23 protein-coding genes and 1 tRNA gene are annotated in these 25,613 nt (G+C 72.1%); 12 read left to right on the top strand and 12 right to left on the bottom strand.

The genetic code is table 11. The features are described from left to right. Positions 1 to 17: 17 nt before the first annotated feature. On the bottom strand, positions 18 to 1,694 hold the full coding sequence (gene hutU / locus ACFXMG_RS27795; protein WP_383817485.1) for a urocanate hydratase: 1,677 nt from the start codon (positions 1,692 to 1,694) through the stop codon (positions 18 to 20). Positions 1,695 to 1,877: 183 nt separating this feature from the next. Here hutU and ACFXMG_RS27790 point away from each other — a divergent pair, with 183 nt between their 5' ends. The 6 genes from ACFXMG_RS27790 to ACFXMG_RS27765 all read left to right on the top strand — a co-directional run bounded on the left by ACFXMG_RS27790 (position 1,878) and on the right by ACFXMG_RS27765 (position 5,936). Next, positions 1,878 to 3,203 (top strand): diaminopimelate decarboxylase, encoded by a 1,326-nt coding sequence (locus ACFXMG_RS27790; protein ID WP_383817679.1) that lies wholly within the window; start codon positions 1,878 to 1,880, stop codon positions 3,201 to 3,203. A gap of 32 nt (positions 3,204 to 3,235) precedes the next feature. Beyond that, entirely contained in the window at positions 3,236 to 3,703 is a 468-nt protein-coding gene (locus ACFXMG_RS27785) for an SRPBCC family protein (protein ID WP_383817488.1), read from the top strand. A gap of 193 nt (positions 3,704 to 3,896) precedes the next feature. Then, complete coding sequence (locus ACFXMG_RS27780) at positions 3,897 to 4,307, top strand: hypothetical protein (protein WP_383817491.1); 411 nt, start codon at positions 3,897 to 3,899, stop codon at positions 4,305 to 4,307. After that, a complete protein-coding gene (locus tag ACFXMG_RS27775; protein ID WP_383817493.1) occupies positions 4,304 to 5,083 on the top strand; it encodes a transcriptional regulator in 780 nt (259 codons plus the stop codon). Before ACFXMG_RS27780 ends, ACFXMG_RS27775 begins: the two co-directional genes overlap by 4 nt. Next, complete coding sequence (locus ACFXMG_RS27770) at positions 5,083 to 5,517, top strand: roadblock/LC7 domain-containing protein (protein ID WP_383817496.1); 435 nt, start codon at positions 5,083 to 5,085, stop codon at positions 5,515 to 5,517. Before ACFXMG_RS27775 ends, ACFXMG_RS27770 begins: the two co-directional genes overlap by 1 nt. A 47-nt stretch (positions 5,518 to 5,564) precedes the next feature. Continuing rightward, positions 5,565 to 5,936, top strand: a complete 372-nt coding sequence (locus tag ACFXMG_RS27765; RefSeq protein WP_383817499.1) for a hypothetical protein — start codon at positions 5,565 to 5,567, stop codon at positions 5,934 to 5,936. A gap of 34 nt (positions 5,937 to 5,970) precedes the next feature. On the opposite strand, the gene ACFXMG_RS27760 is transcribed toward ACFXMG_RS27765, so the two are convergent. After that, entirely contained in the window at positions 5,971 to 6,819 is an 849-nt protein-coding gene (locus ACFXMG_RS27760) for a MurR/RpiR family transcriptional regulator (protein WP_383817501.1), read from the bottom strand. Positions 6,820 to 7,049: 230 nt separating this feature from the next. Here ACFXMG_RS27760 and ACFXMG_RS27755 point away from each other — a divergent pair, with 230 nt between their 5' ends. Further along, positions 7,050 to 7,814: a DUF4232 domain-containing protein gene (locus ACFXMG_RS27755; RefSeq protein WP_383817504.1), complete on the top strand. Its 765-nt coding sequence runs from the start codon at positions 7,050 to 7,052 to the stop codon at positions 7,812 to 7,814. A 268-nt stretch (positions 7,815 to 8,082) separates the two neighbouring features. Here the strand turns inward: ACFXMG_RS27755 and ACFXMG_RS27750 are convergent, their stop codons facing one another. Then, a complete protein-coding gene (locus ACFXMG_RS27750) occupies positions 8,083 to 9,468 on the bottom strand; it encodes a cystathionine beta-synthase (protein WP_383817505.1) in 1,386 nt (461 codons plus the stop codon). 122 nt (positions 9,469 to 9,590) lie between these two features. On the opposite strand from ACFXMG_RS27750, the gene ACFXMG_RS27745 reads away from it, so the two are divergent. The 3 genes from ACFXMG_RS27745 (at position 9,591) to ACFXMG_RS27735 (ending at position 13,146) form a co-directional block, all read left to right on the top strand. After that, positions 9,591 to 10,724 (top strand): SGNH/GDSL hydrolase family protein, encoded by a 1,134-nt coding sequence (locus ACFXMG_RS27745; RefSeq protein WP_383817508.1) that lies wholly within the window; start codon positions 9,591 to 9,593, stop codon positions 10,722 to 10,724. A gap of 113 nt (positions 10,725 to 10,837) precedes the next feature. Further along, on the top strand, positions 10,838 to 12,058 hold the full coding sequence (locus ACFXMG_RS27740; RefSeq protein ID WP_383817510.1) for an acetyl-CoA C-acetyltransferase: 1,221 nt from the start codon (positions 10,838 to 10,840) through the stop codon (positions 12,056 to 12,058). A gap of 251 nt (positions 12,059 to 12,309) precedes the next feature. Continuing rightward, a complete protein-coding gene (locus tag ACFXMG_RS27735; protein WP_383817513.1) occupies positions 12,310 to 13,146 on the top strand; it encodes a hypothetical protein in 837 nt (278 codons plus the stop codon). A 170-nt stretch (positions 13,147 to 13,316) separates the two neighbouring features. On the opposite strand, the gene ACFXMG_RS27730 is transcribed toward ACFXMG_RS27735, so the two are convergent. The 3 genes from ACFXMG_RS27730 to ACFXMG_RS27720 form a co-directional block, all read right to left on the bottom strand. After that, positions 13,317 to 13,646, bottom strand: coding sequence for a hypothetical protein (locus ACFXMG_RS27730; protein ID WP_383817516.1), 330 nt, complete (start codon positions 13,644 to 13,646; stop codon positions 13,317 to 13,319). A gap of 91 nt (positions 13,647 to 13,737) precedes the next feature. Beyond that, positions 13,738 to 14,643, bottom strand: coding sequence for a Bax inhibitor-1/YccA family protein (locus ACFXMG_RS27725; protein WP_383817519.1), 906 nt, complete (start codon positions 14,641 to 14,643; stop codon positions 13,738 to 13,740). A gap of 163 nt (positions 14,644 to 14,806) precedes the next feature. Further along, positions 14,807 to 14,892: transfer RNA gene (locus ACFXMG_RS27720), tRNA-Leu, on the bottom strand. A 388-nt stretch (positions 14,893 to 15,280) separates the two neighbouring features. On the opposite strand from ACFXMG_RS27720, the gene ACFXMG_RS27715 reads away from it, so the two are divergent. Continuing rightward, positions 15,281 to 16,051 carry an ABC transporter ATP-binding protein gene (locus tag ACFXMG_RS27715; RefSeq protein WP_383817522.1) on the top strand — a complete coding sequence of 257 codons (771 nt, stop codon included), beginning with the start codon at positions 15,281 to 15,283 and terminating at the stop codon, positions 16,049 to 16,051. 81 nt (positions 16,052 to 16,132) lie between these two features. Next, positions 16,133 to 18,664 carry an ABC transporter permease gene (locus tag ACFXMG_RS27710; protein WP_383817524.1) on the top strand — a complete coding sequence of 844 codons (2,532 nt, stop codon included), beginning with the start codon at positions 16,133 to 16,135 and terminating at the stop codon, positions 18,662 to 18,664. A gap of 58 nt (positions 18,665 to 18,722) precedes the next feature. Here ACFXMG_RS27710 and ACFXMG_RS27705 read toward each other — a convergent pair whose 3' ends face one another. The 6 genes from ACFXMG_RS27705 to eno form a co-directional block, all read right to left on the bottom strand. Further along, positions 18,723 to 20,030, bottom strand: coding sequence for a class I SAM-dependent methyltransferase (locus ACFXMG_RS27705; RefSeq protein WP_383817527.1), 1,308 nt, complete (start codon positions 20,028 to 20,030; stop codon positions 18,723 to 18,725). Between the two features lie 208 nt (positions 20,031 to 20,238). After that, on the bottom strand, positions 20,239 to 21,630 hold the full coding sequence (locus tag ACFXMG_RS27700) for an NAD(P)/FAD-dependent oxidoreductase (RefSeq protein WP_383817530.1): 1,392 nt from the start codon (positions 21,628 to 21,630) through the stop codon (positions 20,239 to 20,241). A 370-nt stretch (positions 21,631 to 22,000) separates the two neighbouring features. Next, complete coding sequence (locus ACFXMG_RS27695) at positions 22,001 to 22,915, bottom strand: exopolyphosphatase (protein ID WP_383817532.1); 915 nt, start codon at positions 22,913 to 22,915, stop codon at positions 22,001 to 22,003. Next, a complete protein-coding gene (locus ACFXMG_RS27690; protein ID WP_383817534.1) occupies positions 22,912 to 23,451 on the bottom strand; it encodes a DUF501 domain-containing protein in 540 nt (179 codons plus the stop codon). Before ACFXMG_RS27690 ends, ACFXMG_RS27695 begins: the two co-directional genes overlap by 4 nt. Before the next feature lie 34 nt (positions 23,452 to 23,485). After that, on the bottom strand, positions 23,486 to 23,956 hold the full coding sequence (locus ACFXMG_RS27685) for a septum formation initiator family protein (RefSeq protein WP_383817536.1): 471 nt from the start codon (positions 23,954 to 23,956) through the stop codon (positions 23,486 to 23,488). A 103-nt stretch (positions 23,957 to 24,059) separates the two neighbouring features. Continuing rightward, positions 24,060 to 25,346, bottom strand: coding sequence for a phosphopyruvate hydratase (gene eno, locus ACFXMG_RS27680; RefSeq protein ID WP_383817538.1), 1,287 nt, complete (start codon positions 25,344 to 25,346; stop codon positions 24,060 to 24,062). Between the last annotated feature and the right edge of the window lie 267 nt (positions 25,347 to 25,613).

The raw sequence follows: 25,613 nt of genomic DNA, 5'->3' as shown, positions 1-25,613 counted from the left end.
GGCGTGGAACGTCTCGCTCACGCGGACGCCTCGTCGTCGGAGCCCTCGCGCATCGGGACGCGGACGCCCTTCTCGTCGGCGACGCGCTCGGCGATGTCGTAACCGGCGTCGACGTGCCGGATGACGCCCATGCCCGGGTCGTTCGTGAGGACGCGGCGGATCTTCTCGCCGGCGAGCTTGGTGCCGTCGGCGACCGAGACCTGTCCGGCGTGGATGGAGCGGCCCATGCCGACGCCGCCGCCGTGGTGGAGGGAGACCCAGGAGGCGCCGGAGGCGACGTTGACCATGGCGTTGAGCAGCGGCCAGTCGGCGATGGCGTCGGAGCCGTCGAGCATGGCCTCGGTCTCGCGGTACGGGGAGGCCACCGAGCCGCAGTCGAGGTGGTCGCGGCCGATGGCGAGCGGGGCGGCGAGGGTGCCGTTGCCGACCATGTCGTTGAACATGTCGCCGGCCTTGTCGCGCTCGCCCTGGCCGAGCCAGCAGATGCGGGCCGGGAGGCCCTGGAAGTGGACGCGCTCGCCGGCCATCTTGATCCAGCGGTGCAGGGACTCGTTCTCCGGGAAGAGGTCGAGGATCGCCTTGTCCGTCTTGTGGATGTCGGACGCCTCGCCGGAGAGCGCGGCCCAGCGGAACGGGCCCTTGCCCTCGCAGAACAGCGGGCGGATGTAGGCCGGGACGAAGCCGGGGAAGGCGAAGGCACGGTCGTAGCCGGCCAGCTGGGCCTCGCCGCGGATCGAGTTGCCGTAGTCGAAGACCTCGGCGCCGGCGTCCATGAAGCCGACCATGGCCTCGACGTGCCGCGCCATCGACTCGCGGGCGCGGGTCGTGAAGCCGGCCGGGTCCTTGGCGGCGGCGTCGGCCATGTCCTCGAAGGCGATGCCGACGGGGAGGTACGCCAGCGGGTCGTGGGCCGAGGTCTGGTCGGTGACGATGTCGATCGGCGCGCCCTCGGCGAGCATCTGCGGCACCAGCTCCGCGGCGTTGCCGAGGAGGCCGATGGAGAGCGGGCGGCGGGCGTCGCGGGCCTCGGTGGCGAGCTGGAGGGCGTGGGCGAGGCTGTCCGCCTTCACGTCCAGGTAGCGGTGCTCGATGCGGCGCTCGATGGCGCGCGGGTCGACGTCGATACAGATCGCGACGCCGTCGTTCATCGTCACGGCGAGGGGCTGGGCGCCGCCCATACCGCCGAGTCCGGCGGTGAGGGTGATGGTGCCGGCCAGGGTGCCGCCGAACTTCTTCGCGGCGACGGCGGCGAAGGTCTCGTACGTGCCCTGGAGGATGCCCTGGGTGCCGATGTAGATCCAGGAACCGGCCGTCATCTGGCCGTACATGGTGAGGCCGAGGGCCTCCAGGCGCCGGAACTCCTCCCAGTTGGCCCAGTCGCCGACGAGGTTGGAGTTGGCGATGAGGACGCGGGGCGCCCACTCGTGGGTCTGCATGACGCCGACCGGGCGGCCGGACTGGACCAGCATGGTCTCGTCCTGCTTGAGGGTGCGCAGGGTACGGACCATGGCGTCGAAGGAGCGCCAGTCGCGGGCGGCCTTGCCGGTGCCGCCGTAGACGACGAGCTTGTCGGGGTGCTCGGCGACCTCGGGGTCCAGGTTGTTCTGGAGCATCCGGAGGGCGGCCTCCTGCTGCCATCCCAGGGCGCTCAGTTCCGTACCGCGCGGGGCCCGTACGGGGCGGGGTCCTGACATGGCGTGCCTCCTCGAATGTCGTTCAGATATTCACATCCTGGCCTGATGAATAGTTGTAGTCAACAGGGCGCGGCGGACACGTACGGGACCCGGACGCCTTCCCCGTCGCGCGCCGCACCCCCGCACGCGCCCGCGTGCACCCCGCGCACGGCCCCCGTGACGGCCCGCTCCGGGCCCGCCAGGATGGGGCCCATGGCCTCCTACCGCCGTGACCTCGCCGTCCGAGCCGCCGTCGCCCAAGGACTCCTCACCTCCGACGCCCCGGTCGTCGCCCTGCTCGACACCGCCGGGATCCGTGCCTCCGCCGCCGCCCTGACCAGCGCCTTCGCCGCCGTGACCCGCGCCGACGTGCTGCACGCCTTCGCCGTGAAGGCCGCGCCGCTCGTCCCCGTCCTGCGTCTCCTCGCCGACGCGGGGATCGGCGCCGAGGTGGCGAGCCCCGGGGAGCTGGCCCTCGCCCGCGCCGCCGGGCTGCCCCCGTCCCGTACCGTCCTCGACTCGCCCGCCAAGACGCCCGCCGAACTGCGCGAGGCCCTCGCGCTCGGGATCGCCGTCAACGCCGACAACCTCCAGGAGCTGGCCCGGATCGACGCCCTCGTCGCCTCCGCCCCCACCGCCTCGCCGCTCGGGCTCCGGGTCAACCCGCAGGTCGGCGCCGGGGCCATCGGCGCCCTGTCCACCGCCACCGCCACCTCCAAGTTCGGGGTCGCGCTGCGCGACGAGGGCGCCCGCGAGGCCGTCGTCCAGGCGTACCTCGACCGCCCCTGGCTCACCCGCCTGCACACCCACACCGGCTCCCAGGGCGTCCCGCTCACCCTGATGGCCGAAGGCGTCGCCGCCGCGTACGAGCTGGCCGAGGAGATCAACGCCAAGGCGGGCCGCCCCCAGATCGACACCCTCGACATCGGCGGCGGCCTCCCGGTGAACTTCGCCTCCGACGAGGAGACCCCGACCTACGCCGCGTACGCCGGGCTGCTCGCCGCCACCGTCCCCGGCCTCCTCGACGGGCGCTACGGCCTCGTCACCGAGTTCGGCCGCTCCCTGCTCGCCAAGCACGGCACGGTCCTCACCCGCGTCGAGTACACCAAGACCTCCGGCGGCCGCCCGATCGCCGTCACCCACGCCGGCGTGCAGCTCGCCACCCGCACGGTGTACGCCCCCTTGGCATGGCCGCTGCGGATCCTCCCGTACGACTCCGAGGGCCGCCCCCGGGCCGGCGAGGCCGTCGTCCAGGACGTCGCGGGCCCCGCCTGCTTCGCGGGCGACCTGCTCGCCACCGGCCGCGCGCTGCCGCTGCTCCACCCCGGCGACGTGGTCGCGGTCCCGGACACCGGCGCGTACGCCTTCGCCCACCACTACGCCTACAACAGCCTGCCCCGGCCCGCCGTGCACGGCTTCACCGTCGGAGGCGACGGCGCCGTCGCCTTCGCCACCGTCCGCGCCGCGCAGACCCCGGAGGAGATCGTCGCCGAGGCGGGCGGCGCGCACGCCGACGCGCTCGTCCGGTAGCGGCGGGCCGGGACAGCCACTTCGATGGAGCCATGACCACCACCACTACCGTCGTCGTGGAGCGCCGGGTCGCCGCCTCGCCCGGCCGCGTCTGGGAGGCGATCACCGACCTGCCGGACATGCCACGGGTGCTGTCCGGCGTCGAGAAGGTCGAGGTCCTCACGGAGGGCGGCTTCGGCGTGGGCACCCGCTGGCGGGAGACCCGGAAGATGCTGGGCAAGGAGGCCACGGAGGAGATGACCGTGACCGAGTGCGAGCCGCCCGACCGGTACGTGACGGTCGCCGACTCGCACGGCATGCACTACGTCTCCGAGCTCTCGCTGCACGCCGACGGGCCGGACGCCAGCGTGCTGCGGATGCGCTTCTCCGCGAGCCCGGCGCCGGGCCGCCGGCAGAACCTGCTCTCCCGCCTCCTCGCCCGCTTCGGCGCGAAGGCCGTCTCCAAGGCGCTCGCGAAGGACCTGGACGACATCGCGAGGGCGGTCGAGAGCCGCTACTGAGCTCCGCCCGACCCTTGTACCAACCTCCATACCGGCCTCCCGCGCGCGGGACGACCCTCCATCCTCGACCAAATCCGGACGCGCGTGGGCATGTTCCGATGGAAAATGCCAGAACCCCCTCCCTGGAGCGCCCCGTTCAGTAACGTCACCGTCACTGCCGTTGCTCGCACGCCGTATCGGGAGGGGAACCCGCGTGCCCGGAATCGACGAGTGCCTGATGGAGGCCATGACCCTGCCGGGTGCTCGCGGTGCCTCCCTGGTCGACTGGAACAGCGGCCTCGCACTCGGGACCGCGGGCGAGTCGCCCGTCGGCGACCACGAGACGACGGCCGCCGAGACCGCGGAACTCGCCCGCGCGGCCGCCGAGTTCGACTCCTTCACCGCCCCCGGCGACGAACCGGAGGCCGCTGCGGGGGCCGAGGGCCAGCCGCCCGTCGAGGACCTGATCGTCACCACCCGCGCCGGCTACCACGTCCTGCGCTTCGTCCGTACCTCCTTCGACAGCAGCGTCTTCCTCCACCTCTGGCTCGACCGGGAGACCGGCAACCTCGCCCTCGCCCGCATACGCCTCGGCGACCTCGCCGAGCGCCTGGTCCTGGGATGAGCGTCTCCCCCATGCTCGTCCGGCTCGCGGCGGAGCGCGCCACCGGCGCCCTGCTCCGCGACCACGGCACCCTCTACCTCGTCGACGGGCGCGTCGTGCACGCCGAGAGCCCCGCCGCCCCCGGCATGGACGTCCTGCTCACCACCGCCGGACGGCTCCCCCGGGAGAACTGGGACGAGGCCGTCGACCGGGCCGGCGCCCACCGCGCGGTCGGCCGCTTCCTCGTCGACAGCGGCCGGCTGGGCGACGGCGAGCTGGAGATATGCCACCTCGGCGCCGTCTTCGACGCCGCCTTCTTCGCCCTCTCCCCCACCAGCGGCCCCACCCGCTTCCGGTACGGCGTCGGCCACTGGTTCGGCACCGTCCGCCCGGTCTCCGCCGAGGCCGTCGAGCGCGAGACCCTCCGCCGCCGCGAACTCCTCGACGCCGTCTGGCCGTACGCCTCCGTCGACACCGCCCCCGTCGTGCCCCGCCCGGCCGCCCCCGGCCAGGGCGTCGGCGCCCGCCGCCGCGCCCTGCTCGCCGCCGCCGACGGGGTCCGCACCCCCGCCGAGCTGGCCCGGATCCTCGGCCGCCCCGCCTTCCACACCCTCCTCGACGTCCGCAGGCTCGCCGCCGCCGGACTCGTCGAGACCCCGCTCGACGCGGCCCCCGAGGCCACCCCCGACGCCACCCCCGCACCACCCTCCCCGGCCTTCTCCCCGGTCCCCCCGGTGGCCGACCCCGACATCGCCCTGCTGCGCCGGCTCCGTGACGCCCTGGAGGCACACCTGTGATGAGGCGTGCTCTGCGCCTGCGCGCCGAGAGGAGACAGTTGATGACAGCCGAAGCCGAGGTGCTCGGCGAGCTCAGACGCCTGCGCGCCCGGCTGCCCCAGCTCACCGGTGCCCTCGCGGCCAGCGCCGACGGCCTCGTGCTCGCCCACGACACCGTGGACGGCGCCTCGGAGAGCGTGGCCGCGCTGACGGCCGCCGCGCTCGGCGTCGGCCGGCGGCTGACCGAGTCCACCGGCCAGGGCGGCTTCCGCGAACTGCTGGTGCGCGGCGAGGCCGGCTACGTGGCCACCTACGCGGCCGGCGGCTCCGCCGTCCTCACCCTGCTCGCCGAACCCCGCATCAACGTCGGCCGGCTCCACCTGGAGGCCCGCCGTTCCAGCGTCCGCATCGGCGAACTGGTCGACGGCGCGCTGGAGCGCCGGGACCTCCTCTGACCCGGCCCCGCAAGCAATCCGAACCCGAACGGAAGGAAGTGCACACCATGGCGAACACCGAAGGCGCCCTCAAGGAAGCGCTCACGATCGAGGGCGCGGTCGGCGCGGCCCTCGTCGACTACACCAGCGGCATGGCCCTCGGCACCATGGGCGGCAGCAAGGAGCTCGACCTCACCGTCGCCGCCGCGGGCAACACCGACGTGGTGCGCGCCAAGCTCCGGACGATGGAGATGCTGGGCCTCCAGGAGGACATCGAGGACATCCTGATCACCCTCGGCACCCAGTACCACCTCATCCGGCTGCTCAAGTCGCGCGGCAGCAACGGCCTCTTCCTCTACCTGGCGCTCTCCAAGGACCGGGCCAACCTGGCGATGGCCCGCCACCAGCTGAAGAAGATCGAGGCGGAGCTGGAGGTCTGAGCCCCGCCGGGTCACTCCACGAAGAGTCCCCGCCTCACTCCACGAAGAGCCCCCGCTCCGCCGCCTTCGCGTCGAACTCCTCCAGGCGCGCCTGCGCGTCCGGCAGCCCGTCCGCCATGGCCTCCAGGAGGACCCGGCCGAGGAGCATCGGCGCGCAGGCGGTGTCGAAGGCGAGCCCGGTGCCGACCGCGGCCGGGATGAGCAGGTCGGAGTGGGCGGCGACGGGCGCGAAGGCCGACTCGGCCACGGTCACCACCGTGAGCCCGGCGGCCCTCGCGTACTCCAGCGCCTCGACGACCTCGCGCGGGTGCCGGGGCAGCGCGAAGCAGAGCAGCGCGGTGGCCCCGGCCCGTACGGCCGCGTCGATCCGGTCGGTGAGCATCGAGCCGCCCTCGTCGAGCAGCCGGACGTCCGGGTGCACCTTGGCGGCGAAGTAGGCGAAGCCGCGGGCCTGCGAGGAGGCGGCGCGCAGGCCGAGGACGAGCAGCGGGCGGGAGCCGGCGAGCAGCCGTCCGGCGCGCTCCACGGGCGCGGGGTCGGCGAGCAGCCCGGCGAGGTGCCGCAGGTTCTCGATCTCGGCGAGGACGGCCTGCTGGTACGCGTTGTGCCCGGCGTCCTCCCCGGGCGCGGCCGCAGGCCGCTCGGGGGGCGCGACCTCCCGCAGGTGGCGGCGGAGCGCCGGGTAGCCGTCGAAGCCGAGGGCGACCGCGAAGCGGGTCACGGAGGGCTGGCTGACGCCGGCCAGCTCGGCGAGCTCGACGCTGGAGAGGAAGGGCGCGTCGGCGGCCCGCCGGACCATGCAGTGGGCGATCCGCCGCTGCGTGGGCGTGAGCCGGTGCCCCTCGAAGAGCGCCTGGAGCCGCCCGGCCGGGCTGTCGCTCATGCCGTCCCCCTTCATCCCATTCATCCGGAACCCGTTCTGCATAAGGATATGCAGAAGCGCTCGGCGCAGGACCGCCCGAGGCGTCATGGTCACGCCATGGCGTCTGCTTCGTGCGAGGGCTGTAACAAAGCCGGGACGCCCGTGAACCCGCTCGCACGCGTGGCGACAATAACCCTGTCGACTGACATGCGGACCGACCTCGGGTCGGTCACGGGGGAAGAGGGAACGGCATGAACGCGAAGACTGTGAGAGCCCGTTCGGCGCGTCGGGGCCTGCGCGGCACCGTCCTGACGGCGGCCATGGCGGCGGCCCTGCTGACGACCACCGCCTGCCAGGGCGACGACCAGGTCGCCGCGCCGCCGAGCGCCACCGCTCCCGCCCCGTCGTCGGCCGCGCCCTCGGGCTCCGCCTCGGCCGGGGGCGGCACCCCGGAGAGCGCCTCGCCCTCCTCGGGCGACTCCGGCACCGGCAGCACCCCGTCGGCCTCGGCGTCGGCGACCGGGGACAGCGGCGAGACCGGCGGCGGCAACGGCACCCGGTACGAGGACTGCGAGGCCGACGGCCTCACCACCGCGGTCGAGCTCCAGGACCCCGCCGGGGAGACCCCCCGCCGCTTCCTGCTGACCGTCACCAACGGCTCGAAGACGCCGTGCGTCCTCAACGAGGCGCCGATCCTGCGGCTCAAGGCCGGCAACGACGCCCCGATCGTCGAGTCCCTCGACGAGTCGGACACCGAGCCCGTCGTCGTCGAGGGCGGCGGCAAGGCGTACGCCGGCCTGTACGTCTTCGGGAACGACGAGGGAGGCGAGGCGGTGTACGACCAGTCCGACCGCTTCACCGCCACCCTGATCGCCGGCGAGGGCACCGAACTGGCCGGCACGCTCATCTTCGACCTGCCGGACGGCCTCGACACCGTCTCCGTGGACGACGCCGCGCGCGTCAACGGCTGGGCGGGCACCGAGGGCCTGGCGATGCGGCCGATCACCCAGCTCTGAGCCGGGAGGAGAGTGGCGCGGGGACCGCCGCACCCCCATCGCTGGGGGGCGGGACGACGGCGGTCCCCGCGGGGGACACGGGCCCGGGTTCAGGGCCGGTCTCCGCGTCCGCGGCGTCTTCAGAGGTCCGGGAGCCGCTCCGGAAGTCCTGTGACGCCGACGAGGAACACTCTGCCGGACCCGTGTTAAGCGGGTGCTGCGCGAACGTGACGCGCTCGTACCGTTTGCGCGAACGCCCGCACGGGCCCCCGCCGCACCCGGAGGCGTCCTACTTCGCGCCGCCGTTCGCCAGGAAGGCGAGCAGGTCCTGGCGGCTGACGACACCGGTCGGCTTGCCCTCGACGAGGACGATCGCCGCGTCGGCGTCACCGAGGACCGACATCAGGTCGGCGACCGGCTCGCCGGAGCCGACCTGCGGCAGCGGCGAGGACATGTGGTCCTCCAGCGGGTCCTCCAGCTTCGCCTTCTGGGTGAAGAGGTGGTCCAGGAGCTCCCGCTCGACGACCGAGCCGATGACCTCGGCGGCCATCACGTCGGGGTGGCCGGCGCCGGGCTTCACGATCGGCATCTGGGAGACGCCGTACTCGCGCAGCACCTCGATGGCCTGGCCGACCGTCTCGTCCGGGTGCATGTGGACGAGGGAGGGCAGACCGCCCGACTTGTGGCGCAGGACGTCGGCGACGGTGGCGGTGGAGGTGTCCTCCAGGAAGCCGTAGTCCGCCATCCACTCGTCGTTGAAGATCTTCGACATGTAGCCGCGGCCCGAGTCCGGCAGCAGGACGACGACGACGTCGTCGGGGCCGAGCTCCTTGGCGACCTCCAGGGCGGCGACGACGGCCATGCCGCAGGAGCCGCCGACGAGGAGGCCCTCCTCCTTGGCGAGGCGGCGGGTCATCTGGAAGGAGTCCTTGTCGGAGACCGCGACGATGCGGTCCGTGACGTTCCGGTCGTAGGCGGTGGGCCAGAAGTCCTCGCCGACGCCCTCGACCAGGTACGGACGGCCGGAGCCGCCGGAGTAGACGGAGCCCTCGGGGTCGGCGCCGATGACCTTGACCCGGCCGTCGCTCGCCTCCTTGAGGTAGTTGCCCGTGCCGGAGATGGTGCCGCCGGTGCCGACGCCCGCGACGAAGTGGGTGATCCGCCCCTCCGTCTGCTCCCACAGCTCGGGACCGGTGGTCTCGTAGTGCGAGCGCGGGTTGTTGGGGTTGGAGTACTGGTCGGGCTTCCAGGCGCCGGGCGTCTCGCGGACGAGGCGGTCGGAGACGTTGTAGTACGAGTCCGGGTGCTCGGGGTCGACGGCGGTCGGGCAGACGACGACCTCGGCACCGTAGGCCCGCAGCACGTTGATCTTGTCCAGGGACACCTTGTCCGGGCAGACGAAGATGCACTTGTAGCCCTTCTGCTGGGCCACGATCGCCAGACCGACACCGGTGTTCCCGGAGGTCGGCTCGACGATGGTGCCGCCGGGCTTGAGCTCGCCGCTCTGCTCGGCCGCCTCGATCATGCGCAGGGCGATGCGGTCCTTGACCGACCCGCCGGGGTTGAAGTACTCCACCTTGGCGAGGACGGTGGCCTGGATGCCTGCCGTCACGTTGTTGAGCTTCACCAGCGGGGTGTTGCCGACGAGGCTGATCATCGAGTCGTGGAATTGCACCGTGTTCTCCGGGGTCTCCGTAATGGTGTGGCCAGCGTATGCGTAGTCGGGACGCCTTTCGGGGCAGTTAGACCCTGAACGGCTTGAAGGACCTGTACGGCTCGAAGGAGGTGACGCCCCCGATGTCCAGGGCGAGGGTGGCGCGCCGGATCGCGGCGGGAGCGGCGTACGGCGGCGGGAGCATCGGCCTGATCGGCGTGGCCGCGGTCGGGGTGCTGCTGGCGGAGGCACAGCTCGCGAAGCGGACGGTGGGCACGGGGACGGCTCCGCTGCCGCCGGCGACGGACGGTCTGTACGGGAGGGCGTTCGGCACGGAGGACCCGCTCCGGCTGGCCCTTCTGGGTGATTCCACGGCGGCGGGCCAGGGGGTGCGCCGGGCGGGTCAGACGCCGGGCGCGCTGCTCGCCTCGGGGCTCGCGGCGGTCGCGGAGCGCCCGGTCGCGCTGAAGAACGTGGCGCTGTCGGGGGCCCGCTCGGACGACCTGGAGCGGCAGGTGTCGCTGCTGCTCGCCCAGCCGCTCGGCCCGCCGGACGTCTGCGTGATCATGATCGGCGCGAACGACGTGACGCACCGGATGCCGGCGACGGAGTCGGTACGGCTCCTGGCCGCGGCGGTGCGGCGGCTGCGGACGGCCGGCGCGGAGGTGGTCGTCGGCACCTGCCCGGACCTGGGCACGATCGAGCCGGTCTACCAGCCGCTGCGCTGGCTGGCCCGCCGGGCCTCCCGGCAGCTCGCGGCGGCGCAGACGATCGTGGTGGTCGAGCAGGGCGGGCGGACGGTGTCGCTGGGCGACCTGCTGGGGCCCGAGTTCGCGGCGAACCCGCGGGAGATGTTCGGGGTGGACCTCTTCCACCCGTCGGCGGAGGGGTACGCGACGGCGGCGATGGCGGTGCTGCCGACGCTGTGCGCCTCGCTCGGCGTGTGGCCGGAGCCGGACCGGCTGGAGCCGGGCCGCGAGGAGGACATGCTGCCGGTGGCGAAGGCGGCGGCCGAGGCGGCGAAGCAGGCGGGCACGGAGGTGACCGGGGCCCGGGCCCCCTGGGCGCTGCTCAAGCACCGGCGCCGGCGGCGGCTGACGGAACCGGCGGAGGCGGGCACGGGGAACGGCAACGGGAATGGCAACGGAAGCGGGTCCGGGAGCGGCCCCGCCCCGGGACCCGGACCAGGGACGTCGGAGGAAGCCGCGCCGGGGGCCGTCGTGGAGGCGCCCGAGGGGCGGGGGGAGCCGATGCCGCACGACTCCCCGCACTCCTGAGCAAGCGCTTAGAAAAGAGGCCCGCATCACACGACGATCCCGGTGACCCCGTGCGGTACGTGCAGGTAACTTCCCCTTGAGTCCGACCGCCCACCAGCCCTCCTGGAGCCGTGATGCCCGAAGCCGTGATCGTCTCGACCGCCCGTTCCCCCATCGGCCGGGCCTTCAAGGGCTCCCTGAAGGACCTGCGCCCCGACGACCTCACGGCCACGATCATCCAGGCCGCGCTCGCCAAGGTGCCCCAGCTCGACCCGCGCGACATCGACGACCTGATGCTGGGCTGCGGCCTCCCCGGCGGCGAGCAGGGCAACAACCTGGGCCGGATCGTGGCCGTGCAGATGGGCATGGACCACCTGCCCGGCTGCACCGTCACCCGCTACTGCTCCTCCTCGCTCCAGACCTCCCGGATGGCGCTGCACGCGATCAAGGCGGGCGAGGGCGACGTCTTCATCTCGGCCGGTGTCGAGATGGTCTCCTCCTTCGTGAAGGGCAACTCGGACTCGCTGCCGGACACGCACAACCCGTACTTCGCCGGCGCCGAGGCCCGTACCGCCGAGGTCGCCGCGTCCGAGGGCTCCGCCTGGCACGACCCGCGCGAGGACGGCCTCGTCCCCGACGCGTACATCGCCATGGGCCAGACCGCGGAGAACCTGGCGCGCTGGAAGGGCATCAGCCGCCGGGAGATGGACGAGTTCGGCGTCCGCTCGCAGAACCTCGCCGAGCAGGCCATCAAGAACGGCTTCTGGGAGCGCGAGATCACCCCGGTGACGCTCCCGGACGGCACCGTCGTCTCCACCGACGACGGCCCGCGCGCCGGCGTCACCCTGGAGGGCGTCTCCGGCCTCAAGCCGGTCTTCCGCCCCGACGGCCTGGTCACCGCGGGCAACTGCTGCCCGCTGAACGACGGCGCCGCCGCGCTCGTCATCATGTCCGACACCAAGGCCCGCGAGCTGGGCCTGACCCCGCTCGCCCGGATCGTCTCCACCGGCGTCTCCGGCCTCTCCCCCGAGATCATGGGCCTCGGCCCGGTCGAGGCGTCGAAGCAGGCGCTGAAGCGCGCCGGCCTGACGATCGGCGACATCGACCTCGCGGAGATCAACGAGGCGTTCGCCGCGCAGGTCATCCCGTCCTACCAGGACCTGGGCCTGGACCTGGACAAGGTGAACGTCAACGGTGGCGCCATCGCCGTCGGCCACCCCTTCGGCATGACGGGCGCGCGCATCACCGGCACCCTGATCAACAGCCTCCGGTTCCACGACAAGCAGTTCGGCCTGGAGACCATGTGCGTCGGCGGCGGCCAGGGCATGGCGATGGTCATCGAGCGCCTGAGCTAGTCCGCGGAGGGGCCGCGCTCTCCATGCGCCGAGCGCGTCAACCTCCTCGCGTCCAAGCCGTGACCGAATCTCCCCCAGGATGTGACATACATCCCGGGGGAGTTCGTTTTCGCAGGTCAGAGTGGTTCCGGGACTAAACACCCAGCCGAAATACCTGTCCGTTTCGTGACGTAATGCACTGACAGGGGGTCCCGGCCCGCGACAAGCTGATGTAGGAAGTCGGGGGATCGACTCGAATCGGGAGTACGTCAGTGAGCGCCATGTCTCTTGCCCTGCTGCTGACCACGGCCGCTGCCACGGCCGTGGGCGCTGCTGCCCTGCACCACGTGCGGGGTCTCCGCAAGGAGGTCACCGCCCTGCGCACCGAGCTCGCCGCCGGTCGCGGCGTGACGGTCCCCGCGGCCCGTGCCACGCCCGCCGCCGAGATACGGGCCGCGGTCGCGGAGGCCCTGGCCGAGGAGCGCGAGCGCGAGCTCGCCGAGGCGCGGGCCTTCTGGGCCGCGCAGGAGGCCCGGGACGCCGCCGACGCGCCCTCCGCCCTCCTCGGCGGTCTGGGCGGCGAGGAGTCCACCGGGCTCTTCGTGCCGCGCCAGACGGACTTCGTGGGCCTGGAGGCGATGGCCCTGGAGGCCATGGAGGCCGAGGCGGCCGCGCTCGACGGCGTCATGGACCCGGTGGACGACTTCCCGGAGTACCCGGAGGACTCGGCCGAGCTGGCCGCCGCCCGCCGCCGGCACCCCTCGCACCCGGACTTCGTGCCGGTGCAGACGCCGGTGGTCACCGATCACGAGCGCACGGTGGCGCGCCTGGAGGAGCTGGCCGACACGGCCACGGCCCTGACGGACGTCCGCCCCGGCCCGCTCGGCACGCTGGACGTGTACGTCTTCGCCGACGGCACCACGCTCTGCATGACCCCCGGCCACCGCGAGACCGCCGAGCGCCTGGCGGAAGCCCTCCGCGACGGCCGCACCCCGGTCCTCCTCGGCGGCTCCGGCGTCTCCGGCGCCTTCGCCCTGACCTTCTCCTACGGCGAGTCCGACGAGGAGAACGTCTACATCCTCGCCGACCGCGTCATCGCCTCCCTCTAGCTCCCGACGCACCCCGCATCCCGAGGCCCCCCAGGGGCCTCGGCGCCTTTGGCCGGTGACGACTTCCCGGCCCGCGCCCCCGGCGCCCGCTCCGCGCCTCTCAGGCCCGCCCGGCGTCCTCGGAGACCTGGGTTGCCCGTACGGGGCCCCAGGCCCGGCGCAGAGCCCTCCTACAGCCCCGCGCGGTCGCGGGACTCCCGTACCAGCCTCACCGCTTCGGTCAGTTCCCGCTCCCGGGCGGCGGTGGGGGAGGTCCGCAGGATCTCGGCCAGGTCGTTGCCGGCCACGGAGAGCTGGTCGGCGACGGTGAAGACGCCCGCGTCGGGGATCGTCCTCGGTTCACGGTCGGGGGTCTCGGCGCGCTGGGCGCGGACCGCCAGCTCCCTCGCGAGGGCCAGGCCCTCGGCCGCCGCGCCCCGCTGGAGGCGGCTCTGCGGGGCCGCCCGCAATCGGTCGGCGAAGCGTTCCACGGCGGCGGTCAGTTCACTCGTATCCAGCACCCGGCCGACCCTACCGGGGCCCCGGGCAGGGACGCGGAAGGGCCCGCCCGGCGAGTGCCGGACGGGCCCTTCCCCCGAGTCACGGGGTGCGTCAGTCGTCGCCCTGGAGGATCGACAGCAGACGCAGCATCTCCAGGTAGATCCACACCAGGGTCATGGTGAGGCCGAAGGCCGCCAGCCACGCCTCCTCGCGCGGCGCACCGTAGGTGATGCCGTCCTCGACCTGCTTGAAGTCGAGGGCCAGGAAGCAGGCGCCCAGGATGATGCCGATGACACCGAAGAGGATGCCGAGGCCACCGCTGCGGAAGCCGAGGCCGTCACCGCCGGCGAACACCGCGAAGAGCAGGTTCACCACCATGAGCAGCATGAAGCCCATGGCCGCGGCGATCACGAAGCCGGTGAAGCGGCGGTTGACCCGGATCCAGCCCATCTTGTAGGCGGTCAGCACACCGGCGAAGACCGCCATCGTGCCGAGCACCGCCTGGATGACCACGCCGTCGGCGATGTACGTCGAGACGGCGGCCGAGATCACTCCGAGGAAGACGCCCTCGAAGGCCGCGTAGGCCAGGATCAGCGCCGGCGACGCCTTGCGCTTGAAGGACTGCACGAGCGACAGGACGAGCGCGATCAGCGCGGCGCCGATGGCGATGCCGTACGACTTGCCGAGGTTCGCGGGGTCGACCGGCAGCAGCAGCCAGGACAGGACGGCGGTGAGCACGACCGTGCCGAGCGTCATGGCCGTACGGCTCACGACGTCGTCGATCGTCATCACATTGCCGCGCGCCTGCTGCGTGGCGCCCGCCTGGACGTCCTGCGGCGCGTAGGGGTTGGTCGCGTACGGGTTGGCCGTGGCGCCCTCGGCGTACGGGTTGCCGGTCGCGTACGGGTTCGTTCCGACGGCGGGGCCCCCGGCCTGCGGCTGCTGCGCGTTGAAGCCCGCGTAGCCGTTGTCGCGGCTGAACCCCCGTCGCGAGAAGACCGGGTTGCTGCTCCTCATCTCACTCCTCCATGGACGGCCGCACTGCGCGGCCTTGCGTCAAGGGTAATGCGTAGGCAAAAGAAACTCTCTAGTGCTCGGGGAGGATCTTTTGCGGGCAGAAGTGGCCAAGGAGGAGGAAGGGGCGGTCCGCCGGGCCGCAGGCGTGCGCCTGGGGCCCGGGTGGTGCCCGGAACCGGACTTGAACCGGTACGGCCCGAAGGCCAGCGAGGTTTAAGCTCGCCGTGTCTGCTATTCCACCATCCGGGCGTTGCCGCGAAGCTCCGCGTTGGCACAGGAGCCTATCGGGGCCCTTCCCTCGTTCAGCGGAACGAGCGCCCGATGTTGTCTTATTTTATTGACGTCTGAGGGTGCGTCAGCCCAGGTGAGCGGGGTTTTCGCGAACTGTGACCGGGGTCGCAGGCGCAAAGCGGTCACCCCTGGATTGACCAGATCTCGCCGCAGGTGTGTCACGTCCGCCATCAGGGTCGCCGTCATACCAGAGGAGGAGGCGCGGGCTCCGCGGTCCGACCCGAGAGGGCCCTGGGAACGGGCACGTGGACGGACGACCGGGACGAGAACGTTCGAAACGATGGAGTGGTTCCCGGAACACCGGGTTGCCGCTCATCCGCTCGACCGTCGTGACAGGAGTCCCCTCGTGACCACCACCCCCACCGTGCCCCGCACCACCGCGGTGGCCGCCCGCGCCACGGAGCTCACGAAGGTCTACGGAGAGGGCGAGACCCAGGTGGTCGCGCTCGACCGGGTCAGCGTCGACTTCCGCCAGGGCGAGTTCACCGCGATCATGGGCCCCTCCGGCTCCGGCAAGTCGACGCTCATGCACTGCGTCGCCGGCCTCGACTCCTTCTCCTCCGGCTCCGTCCGGATCGGCGACACCGAGCTGTCCACCCTCAAGGACAAGCAGCTCACCCAGCTCCGCCGGGACAAGATCGGCTTCATCTTCCAGGCGTTCAACCTGCTGCCGACCCTGACCGCCATGGAGAACATCACGCTCCCCATGGACATCGCCGGCCGCAAGCCCGACCAGGCGTGGGTCCAGAAGGTCATCGACATGCTCGGCCTCTCCGGCCGCCTCAAGCACCGCCCCACCGAGCTCTCCGGCGGCCAGCAGCAGCGCGTCGCCGTCGCCCGCGCCCTCGCCTCCCAGCCCGAGATCATCTTCGGCGACGAGCCCACCGGAAACCTGGACTCGCGCTCCGGCGCCGAGGTCCTCGGCTTCCTCCGCAACTCGGTCCGCGAGCTCGGCCAGACCGTCGTCATGGTCACCCACGACCCCGTCGCCGCCTCCTACGCCGACCGCGTGATCTTCCTGGCCGACGGCCGGATCGTCGACGAGATGCTGCGCCCCTCCGCCGACGGCGTCCTCGACCGCATGAAGGCGTTCGACGCCAAGGGCCGTACGAGCTGACGCGAGCGCGCCGCGCCGCACGCTCCGGGGGCCCCGGCCCCGCATCCGACCTCCGTCCCGCCTTCCTCCAGGACCTCACCCATGTTCCGTACCGCCCTGCGCAACGTCCTCGCGCACAAGGCGCGGCTGCTGATGACCGTGCTCGCCGTCATGCTCGGCGTCGCCTTCGTCTCCGGCACCCTCGTCTTCACCGACACCCTCTCCCAGGCGTTCCGCAACCAGTCCGCGAAGAGCTACGACGACGTGGCCGTCGCCGTCAGCCTGCGGCCGACCCCGGAGGAGGCCGCGAAGAACCCCGGTCTCTCCCAGGCCACCGTCGACCAGGTCGCGAAGCTCGGCGGCGTCACCGGCGTCCAGCCGCGCGTCGACGGCTTCGCCGGCGTGCCGGACGCGAAGGGCAAGCTGATCGGCAGCGGCTGGTCCAACAAGGGCACGAACTTCGCCCCCGGCCCCGACGGCAAGGACCCGGCCCTCGCCTTCACCACCGGCGCCGGCCCCGCCTCGGCGGGTCAGATCGCCCTCGACAAGGAGACCGCCGACAAGGGCGGGTACAAGGTCGGCGACCCGGTCCGCGTCGCCACCAACGGCCCGGTGAAGGAGTACACCCTCTCCGGTGTCTTCACCACCGAGGACGGCGCCGTCAACGCCGGCGGCAGCCTCGTCGTCTTCCAGGCCCCGGTCGCCCAGAAGCTCTTCCTCAAGCCGGGCTACTACACCGACCTCAACGTCTCCGCGGCCCCCGGCGCCGACGCCGACAAGCTCCGCGACGCGGTCCTGAAGGTCGTCCCGAAGGCCGCCACCGCCCAGACCGGCGCCGACCTGGCCGACGAGCAGGCCCGGCAGATCGAGTCCGGCCTCGGCGCGCTCAACCAGATGCTGCTCGGCTTCGCCGGCATCGCGCTCTTCGTCGGGATCTTCCTGATCTCCAACACCTTCACCATGCTGGTCGCCCAGCGCACCAAGGAACTGGCCCTGATGCGCGCGGTCGGTGCCTCGCGCAAGCAGATCACCCGCTCCGTCCTGGCCGAGGCCGGCATCGTCGGCCTCGTCGCCTCCGCCGTCGGCTACCTCCTCGGCATCGGGCTCGCCATCGGCCTGCGCTCCGGCATGGCAGCCTTCGAGATGAAGGTCCCGGACGGCGACCTGGTCCTCGGCGCCACCCCGGTCCTGGCCTCCCTCGGCGTCGGCGTCGTCATCACCATGCTGGCCGCCTGGCTGCCCGGCCGCCGCGCCGCGAAGATCCCGCCGGTCGCCGCCATGAACAGCGTCCACGCCACCCCGAACGCCAAGTCGCTCGTCGTGCGCAACGCCCTCGGTGCCGCGACCACCGCGATCGGCGCCGTGCTGATCGTGCTCGGCGCCAACGCGGGCGGCGAGACGGGCCGGATGACCATCGCGGGCGGCGCCTTCGTCACCCTCATCGGCGTCATCGTCCTCATCCCCTTCCTGTCCCGGCCCGTGATCGCCCTGATCCGCCCCTTCTTCGTGAAGGCGTTCGGGATCTCCGGCAAGCTCGCCGGCCTCAACGCGGTCCGCAACCCGCGCCGCACCGGCGCCACCGCCTCCGCGCTCGCCATCGGCCTCACCCTGGTCACCGGCCTCTCGGTGCTCGGCGTCAGCGCCGGCCAGGCCCTCGACAAGATGACGGTCGAGCAGATCAAGGCCGACTACATGGTCTCCATGGCCAGCGGCGACGGCCTCTCGGCCGAGGCCCTGGCGGCCCTGGAGAAGGCCCCGGGCGTCACCGCGGTCTCCCCGCAGCAGGCCGGCGCCTTCGACATCAAGGGCTCGTACGTCTCCGCCTCCGGCGTCACCCCCGGCGACATCGAGAAGGTCCTCAAGGTCGAGGTCACCGAGGGCTCCCTCGGCACCCTCGCCGACGGGCAGATCGCCGTCGCCGAGAAGACCGCCGACAAGCGCGGCCTGAAGGTCGGCGCCTCCGTCCCGGTCGAGTACCTGGACAAGAAGAAGGGGACGCTGAAGGTCGGCGCCATCTACAAGGACAGCGAGTTCGTCTCCCCCGTCCTCGTCGACGCGAAGATCCTCGACGCCCACGACCCGCAGAAGTACATCGGGCAGATCTTCGTCTCCACCGACGGCGGCGCGAGCGACGCCAACGAGCAGGCGCTGATCAAGGCCCTGGGCGACAACCCGGCCATCTCCGTCCTCGACCAGAAGGACATCCGGGACACCTTCGGCGGGCAGATCAACCTGATGCTGAACATCATGTACGGCCTGCTCGCGATGGCCCTGATCATCGCCGTCCTCGGCGTCGTCAACACCCTCGCGATGTCCGTCTTCGAGCGGCAGCAGGAGATCGGCATGATCCGGGCGATCGGTCTCGACCGGCGTCGGGTGAAGCGGATGGTCCGCCTGGAGGCCGTCGTGATCTCGGTCTTCGGCGCGGTCGTCGGCATCGGCCTCGGCACCTTCCTCGCCTGGGCCCTCGGCAAGACCTTCGAGTCGAGCCTGCCCGGCTACGGCCTGGTCCTGCCCTGGGACCGGATCGGCGTCTTCCTCCTCCTGGCCGCCCTGGTCGGCGTCCTCGCCTCCCTCTGGCCGGCCCGCAGCGCCGCCCGCCTGAACATGCTCACCGCCATCAAGGCCCAGTAGCTCAGGCGCCACGCCCCACAGGGCCGGTCCCCGCACGGGGACCGGCCCTGTGCCGTTCCTACCGCTCCGTCCACTCCCGCGCCCGCAGCGGCACCCCGCTCGTCCCCGACACCGGCGTCCTCACCGCCAGGAACTGGTTCACGCCGATCCGGTTGCGCTCGAAGGAGACCGCGGAGGCCGCCATGTACAGCCGCCAGATCCGGGCCCGGCCCGGGGAGGTCAGCCGGACCGCGCGGTCCCACTCCCTCTCCAGGTTCGCCACCCACCGGCGCAGCGTCAGCGCGTAGTGCTCCCGGATCGCCTCCACGTCGCGGACCTCGAAGCCGGCGTCCTCCAGGGTCGTCAGGGTGCGGCCCATCGGGGCGAGTTCGCCGTCGGGGAAGACGTACGCGTCGATGAAGGCGTCCACCTGGTACGCCTCCTCGTCGGGCTCCGGGCGGCGCGCGATCTGGTGGTTCAGGAGCCGTCCGCCGGGCTTCAGGAGGCCGTACAGGAGGTCGGCGTACTCCCGGTACTTCTCCGCCCCCACGTGCTCGGCCATGCCGATCGAGGAGATCGCGTCGAAGGGCCCGTCGGGCACGTCGCGGTAGTCCTGGACCCGGATCTCGATCCGGTCGGCCAGCCCCTCCTCGGCGATCCGCTTGCGGGCGAAGGCGGCCTGTTCGCGGGAGAGGGTGATGCCGACGACCCGGGCGCCGTACGCGCGGGCCGCGTGCATCGCCATCGAGCCCCAGCCGCAGCCCACGTCGAGCAGCCGGTCGCCCTCCTTGAGGGCCAGCTTGCGGGCGACCAGGTCCAGCTTCTCCCGCTGGGCCTCCTCCAGGGTCCCGGCGGCTCCCTCGGGGTCCCAGTAGGCGCACGAGTAGACCATCGACGGGCCGAGCACCAGCGCGTAGAAGTCGTTGCCCACGTCGTAGTGGTGACTGATCGCCCGCTTGTCGCTGCGCCTGCTGTGCCGCACCCCGCCGCGGCCCTTGGCCTCCTCGGCCGGCGGCTTCGGCGGCGGCAGCGGACCCGCGAGCCGCAGCAGCTCCGCGGCGGCGGCCCGGATCCGCGGATCCCGTACGGAGGCGAGCAGGCCGCCGGACTCCTCGCCGCGCTCCCAGAGCAGCCCGGAGAGCCGGTCCAGGGCCTCGTACAGGTCCCCCTCGACGTCCAGCTCGCCGGCCACCCAGGCGCGGGCCACGCCCAGTTCGCCGGGCTTCCAGATCATGCGGCGCAGCGCCCTGCGGTCCCGGATCACGAGCACGGGTCCGCCGCCCGGCGGGCCGGCCTCGCTGCCGTCCCACGCGCGCAGGCGCACGGGGAGGGGACTTCCCAGCAGATCCTCGGCGAGAGTCGCGAGCCGCGGCGCGGCGTCGGCCATGGTGAAACACCTCCGTGGTCCTTGCCCCAGACTTGTCCGTCACCAAGGGAACACCGTCGGTAGGGATTTCCCATCCCGCCGCGACGCAAGAAGTGTTCAAAACACGCCGAAGGGCCGCCCGCACCACGGATGACGGACGGCCCTTCGGTACTGCCGAGGTAATGCTGAGGTACTGCCTGGGTACTGCTGGGGTGCTGCCGAGGGGGTGTTACGACGCCTTGGCCTTCTCCGGGGCCGGCTTGGCCGCGGCGGGGGCCGGGGCCGGCTTGGCGGCCTCGTAGAACTCCTCGCGCGGCGTCTCCATGGCGCCGAGCGAGACGACCTCGCGCTTGAGGAACATGCCGAGGGTCCAGTCGGCGAAGACGCGGATCTTGCGGTTGAAGGTCGGCATCGCCATGCCGTGGTAGCCACGGTGCATGTACCAGGCGAGACGGCCCTTGAGCTTGATCTTGACCTTGCCCATGACGATCATGGCAACGCCCTTGTGGAGGCCGAGGCCGGCCACGGCGCCCTTGTTGGCGTGGCTGTAGTCCTTCTGCGGGAAGCCGCGCATGCCGGACACCACGTTGTCGCCGAGGATCTTGGCCTGGCGCAGGGCGTGCTGGGCGTTCGGCGGGCACCAGGCGCGCTCGGCCGGGACGCCGGCCTTGATCGCGGCCAGGTCCGGGACCTGGGCGTTGTCGCCCGCGGCCCAGACGTAGTCCATGCCGTTGACCTGGAGCTTCTCGTTGCAGTCCACGTGGCCGCGGGGGCCGAGGGGAAGGCCGAAGCGGGCGAGGGCCGGGTTCGGCTTGACGCCGGCGGTCCACACGATGGTGTTGGAGTCGACCTCAAGGCCGTTCTTGAGCACGACGTGGCCGTCCACGCAGGAGTCCATGGAGGTCTCCAGGTAGATCTCGATGCCGCGGGACTCCAGGTGCTCCTTGCCGTACTGGCCGAGCTTGGGGCCCACCTCGGGGAGGATCTTGTCGGCGGCGTCGACCAGGACGAAGCGCATGTCCTCGCGCGAGACGTTCGTGTAGTACTTCGCGGCGTCGCGGGCCATGTCCTCGACCTCGCCGATCGTCTCGGCGCCGGCGAAGCCACCACCGACGAAGACGAAGGTCAGGGCCTTGCGGCGGACCTCCTCGTCGGTGGTCGAGTCGGCCTTGTCCAGCTGCTCCAGGACGTGGTTGCGCAGACCGATGGCCTCCTCGATGCCCTTCATGCCGATGCCCTGCTCGGCGAGGCCGGGGATCGGGAAGGTGCGGGAGACGGCACCCATCGAGATGACCAGGTAGTCGAAGGGCAGCTCGTACGCCTCGCCGACGAGCGGCGCGATCGTGGCGACCTTGCGGTCCTGGTCGATGGTGGTGACTCGGCCGGTGAGCACCTCGGCTCCGCGCACGACGCGTCGCAGCGGGACGACGACGTGGCGCGGCGAGATGCTGCCGGCGGCGGCTTCGGGGAGGAAGGGCTGGTACGTCATGTACGACCGCGGGTCGACGACCGTGACGGTCGCCTCGGCGTAACGCATCTTCTTGAGGATGCGCCGCGCGGCGTACAGGCCAACGTACCCGCCGCCTACGATGAGGATCCTGGGACGCTCCGTGGTGCTCATGCCATCGAGTATCCACCCAGTGGTGGGGGGTACCTCGTGCGCCCCTTCACAAGCTCTCCGGGGTGCTCTGCTACACTCCGCCGCCCACGTGATCCACGTCATGGTCCTGCAAAGGAACCGGAATGCACTGGTGAACGTTGTTCACCGCTGCTGAACTGGCCAGGAGAGCCCCCGTTAACGCTGAACCAGGGGGCCCGTTCACACGATGGAAACTTCGAGCGAAGTGGCCTCCGCGCCTGCGAAAGGGTCCTGAGGACCCCCTCGGGAGGCCCGAAGACCCCCCTCGGGTGCCATCAGGACCCCTTTCCTTGTGAAGAACTTCACGAAGCTGCTCCGGCGGGGTGCCGCGGGACCCCTCGATAGCTGCCCGCTATGCCACGGATAGAGCGATCCCATCGAGGATGTCGTGCTCGCTGACCACGACCTCGGCCGCTCCGACCCGCTCCACGATCTCCTGGAGGACGAGCGCTCCGGCCACGATCACGTCCACCCGGCCGGGGTGGATGACGGGGATCGCGGCCCGCTCGTCGTGGGTGGAGGCGAGCAGCCGGGCAGTGACCTCGGCGACCTGGGCGGCGGAGATCCGGGAGTGGTGGACCTTCTCGGAGTCGTACTCCGGCAGCCCGAGGGCGATGGCGGCGACGGTGGTGACGGATCCGGCCAGGCCGACGAGGGTGTCGGCGGTGGTGATCGGCACCGTCCCGGCGGCGAGGTCGAGGGCGGCGCGGACGTCGGCGCGGATCGCCTCGGCCTCCTCGGCGGTCGGCGGGTCGTGCCGGACGTGCCGCTCGGTGAGCCGGACGCAGCCGATGTCGACGGAGCGGGCGGCCTCGACGTGCCGGTTGCCGACCACGAACTCGGTGGAGCCGCCGCCGATGTCCACGACCAGCCGCCGGTCGTCGCCGTGCAGCTCGCCGGTGGCGCCCGCGAAGGAGAACGCGGCCTCCTGGTCGCCGGTGATCACCTCGGGCTCGACGCCCAGGATGGCGACGACCCCGTCGACGAAGTCCTGCCGGTTCTCGGCGTCGCGCGAGGCGGAGGTGGCGACGAAGCGGAGCCGCTCGGCCCCGAGCTCCTCGATGACCGCGGCGTACGCGCGGCAGGCGGCGAAGGTGCGCTCCAGCGCCTCGGGCGCGAGCCGGCCGGTCCGGTCGACGTCCTGGCCGAGCCGGACGATCGTCATCCGCCGGTCCAGCTCGACGAGCTCGCCGGTCTCCGGGTGGATGTCGGCGACGAGGAGGCGGATGGAGTTCGTACCGCAGTCGATTCCGGCGACCCGGGTCATTCCGCGGACTCCTTCTCGTCCCCGCACGGCGTCACGCACGGGCCCTTGGCCCACCACTCGGGGAGCATCGCGAGGGCCTCGTCGCCGAACGGGTTGACGCCCGGGCCCGCCACCAGCGAGTGGCCGACGAGGACGTGCAGGCACTTGACGCGGTCGGGCATGCCGCCGGCGCTGGGGAAGCCCTCCAGGACCTCGATGGCGTCGCGCCGGGCGATGTAGTCCTCGTGCGCGGCGCGGTAGGCGGCGGCGAGCTCGGGGTCGGTGGCGAGCCGGGCCTGCATCTCCTTCATGACCCCGTTGGCCTCCAGGGTGCCGATGGCCGAGGCGGCCCGGGGGCAGGTGAGGTAGTACGTGGTCGGGAAGGGGGTGCCGTCGGGCAGCCGGGGCGCGGTCTCGACGACGTCCGGGTTGCCGCAGGGGCAGCGGTGCGCGATGGCGCGCAGGCCGCGCGGCGGCCGGCCGAGCTGGGCTTCAAAGGCGGCGACGTCCGCCTCGGTGGGCTCGGTGCGTTCGGTCTGCGGAGGGGGCGTGTGCATGTCTGCCTTGTTCGTGGGGTCGTGTCGGGCGTCGTCAGGGACGGTCGGCGTGGTCCACGCCGTCCCACAGGTTGTCGTACCAGGGGCGGTCTGCCGTGCCCTGGTCGGCGCGGGGGCGGTCGGCCGCCCCGGGGTCGTTCACGGTGAAGCCGGTCTCGCCGGGGAGCACGTAGTGGAGGTGTTCGCGGGCGAGGCGGCGGACGTAGGCCGGGTCCTGGAGGCGGGCCTTCTCGTCCCGGAGCTCCTCGACCCGCCGGGCGGCCTCGGCGGCCTTGCGCTCCTGGTCGGCGATCTCGCCCTGCTGGGAGACGTAGCTCCGTATCGGATAGGCGAGGGCGACGACGAGGGAGCAGACGACGAGGGCGAGGAAGGCGGCGCGGCCGGTGAGCCGGGAGCGCCGGGCCTGGCGGCGGGTCTGGGAGCGGTAGACGCGGGCCGCGGTCTGCTCGCCGAGCAGCCTGATCCGGGTCGCGGTGGAGAACCGGTCCCCGTTCTTCACGGCCATGCGGTGTCGCCTCCCCTGGTCATACGTACGTCCCCGCACACGGTACGGGACCGGGTGCGGGGACGGACGGAACTACGGTGCCGGGGCCCGTCGGCCCCCGCGATCAGCCCTTGAAGCGCGGGAAGGCGCTGCGGCCGGCGTAGACGGCGGCGTCGTCGAGGATCTCCTCGATGCGCAGCAGCTGGTTGTACTTGGCGACGCGCTCGGAGCGGGCCGGGGCGCCGGTCTTGATCTGGCCGCAGTTGGTGGCGACGGCGAGGTCGGCGATGGTGACGTCCTCGGTCTCGCCGGAGCGGTGGGACATCATGCACTTGAAGCCGTTGCGCTGGGCGAGCTCGACGGCGTCGAGGGTCTCGGTCAGCGAGCCGATCTGGTTGACCTTCACCAGGAGGGCGTTGGCGGACTTCTCCTCGATGCCGCGGGCGAGGCGCTCGGGGTTGGTGACGAAGAGGTCGTCGCCGACGAGCTGGACCTTGTCGCCGAGCTTCTCGGTGATGACGTTCCAGCCGGCCCAGTCGTCCTCGAAGAGCGGGTCCTCGATGGAGACGAGCGGGTACGCGGAGACGAGCTCCTCGTAGTACTCCGTCATCTCGGCGGCGGAGCGGGCCTTGCCCTCGAACTCGTACTTGCCGTCCTTGTAGAACTCGGAGGCGGCGCAGTCGAGGGCGAGCGCGATGTCCTTGCCGGGCACGTAGCCGGCCTGCTTGATGGCCTCCAGGATGAGGTCGAGCGCCTCACGGTTGGAGCCGAGGTTCGGGGCGAAGCCGCCCTCGTCGCCGAGGCCGGTGGAGAGGCCCTTGCCCTTCAGGACGCCCTTGAGGGTGTGGTAGACCTCGGTGCCCCAGCGCAGGGCCTCGGAGAAGGACTCCGCGCCGATCGGGGCGATCATGAACTCCTGGATGTCGACGTTGGAGTCGGCGTGCGACCCACCGTTGAGGATGTTCATCATCGGAACGGGCAGCAGGTGCGCGTTCGGGCCGCCGAGGTAGCGGAAGAGGGGGAGGTCGCTGGCCTCGGAGGCGGCGTGCGCGACGGCGAGGGAGACGCCGAGGATGGCGTTGGCGCCGAGCGAGGACTTGTCCGGGGTGGCGTCCAGGTCGAACATGGCCTGGTCGATCAGGCGCTGCTCGGTGGCGTCGTAGCCGACGAGCTCCGGGCCGATCTGCTCGATGACGGCGAGGACGGCCTTCTCGACACCCTTGCCGAGGTAGCGGTTCTGGTCACCGTCGCGAAGCTCCAGGGCCTCGAACGCACCGGTGGAGGCACCGGACGGCACGGCAGCACGGCCGGTGCTGCCGTCGTCGAGGCCGACCTCGACCTCGACCGTGGGGTTGCCTCGGGAGTCCAGGATTTCCCGGGCTACGACGACGTCGATGGACGGCACGAGCATCTCCTTCTGGGATGTGACGCTAGGTGTGACGCATGGGTCGCAAGGTCTCGTTCGCCTTGCGACATGAGCCTAACCGGCTCCGGCGCTCCGGCCAGCCGACCGCCCGTCCCCTGGGACGAAAAAGGGCCCAAGAGCACGTATCGAGGGACGAAAGCCCTGGGATCTACTGGACGGTAACGGCAGAACCCCGGTCACGAGCCACGGGGGAAGGGGGCTCGGGACCGGGGTGGTCACCGCGGGAGGGTCGTCGGGCACCGGTGAGCCGCC

Source organism: Streptomyces sp. NPDC059201, assembly GCF_042754585.1.
Lineage (GTDB): Bacteria > Actinomycetota > Actinomycetes > Streptomycetales > Streptomycetaceae > Streptomyces.
This window is presented reverse-complemented; position numbering and strand designations above follow the sequence as displayed.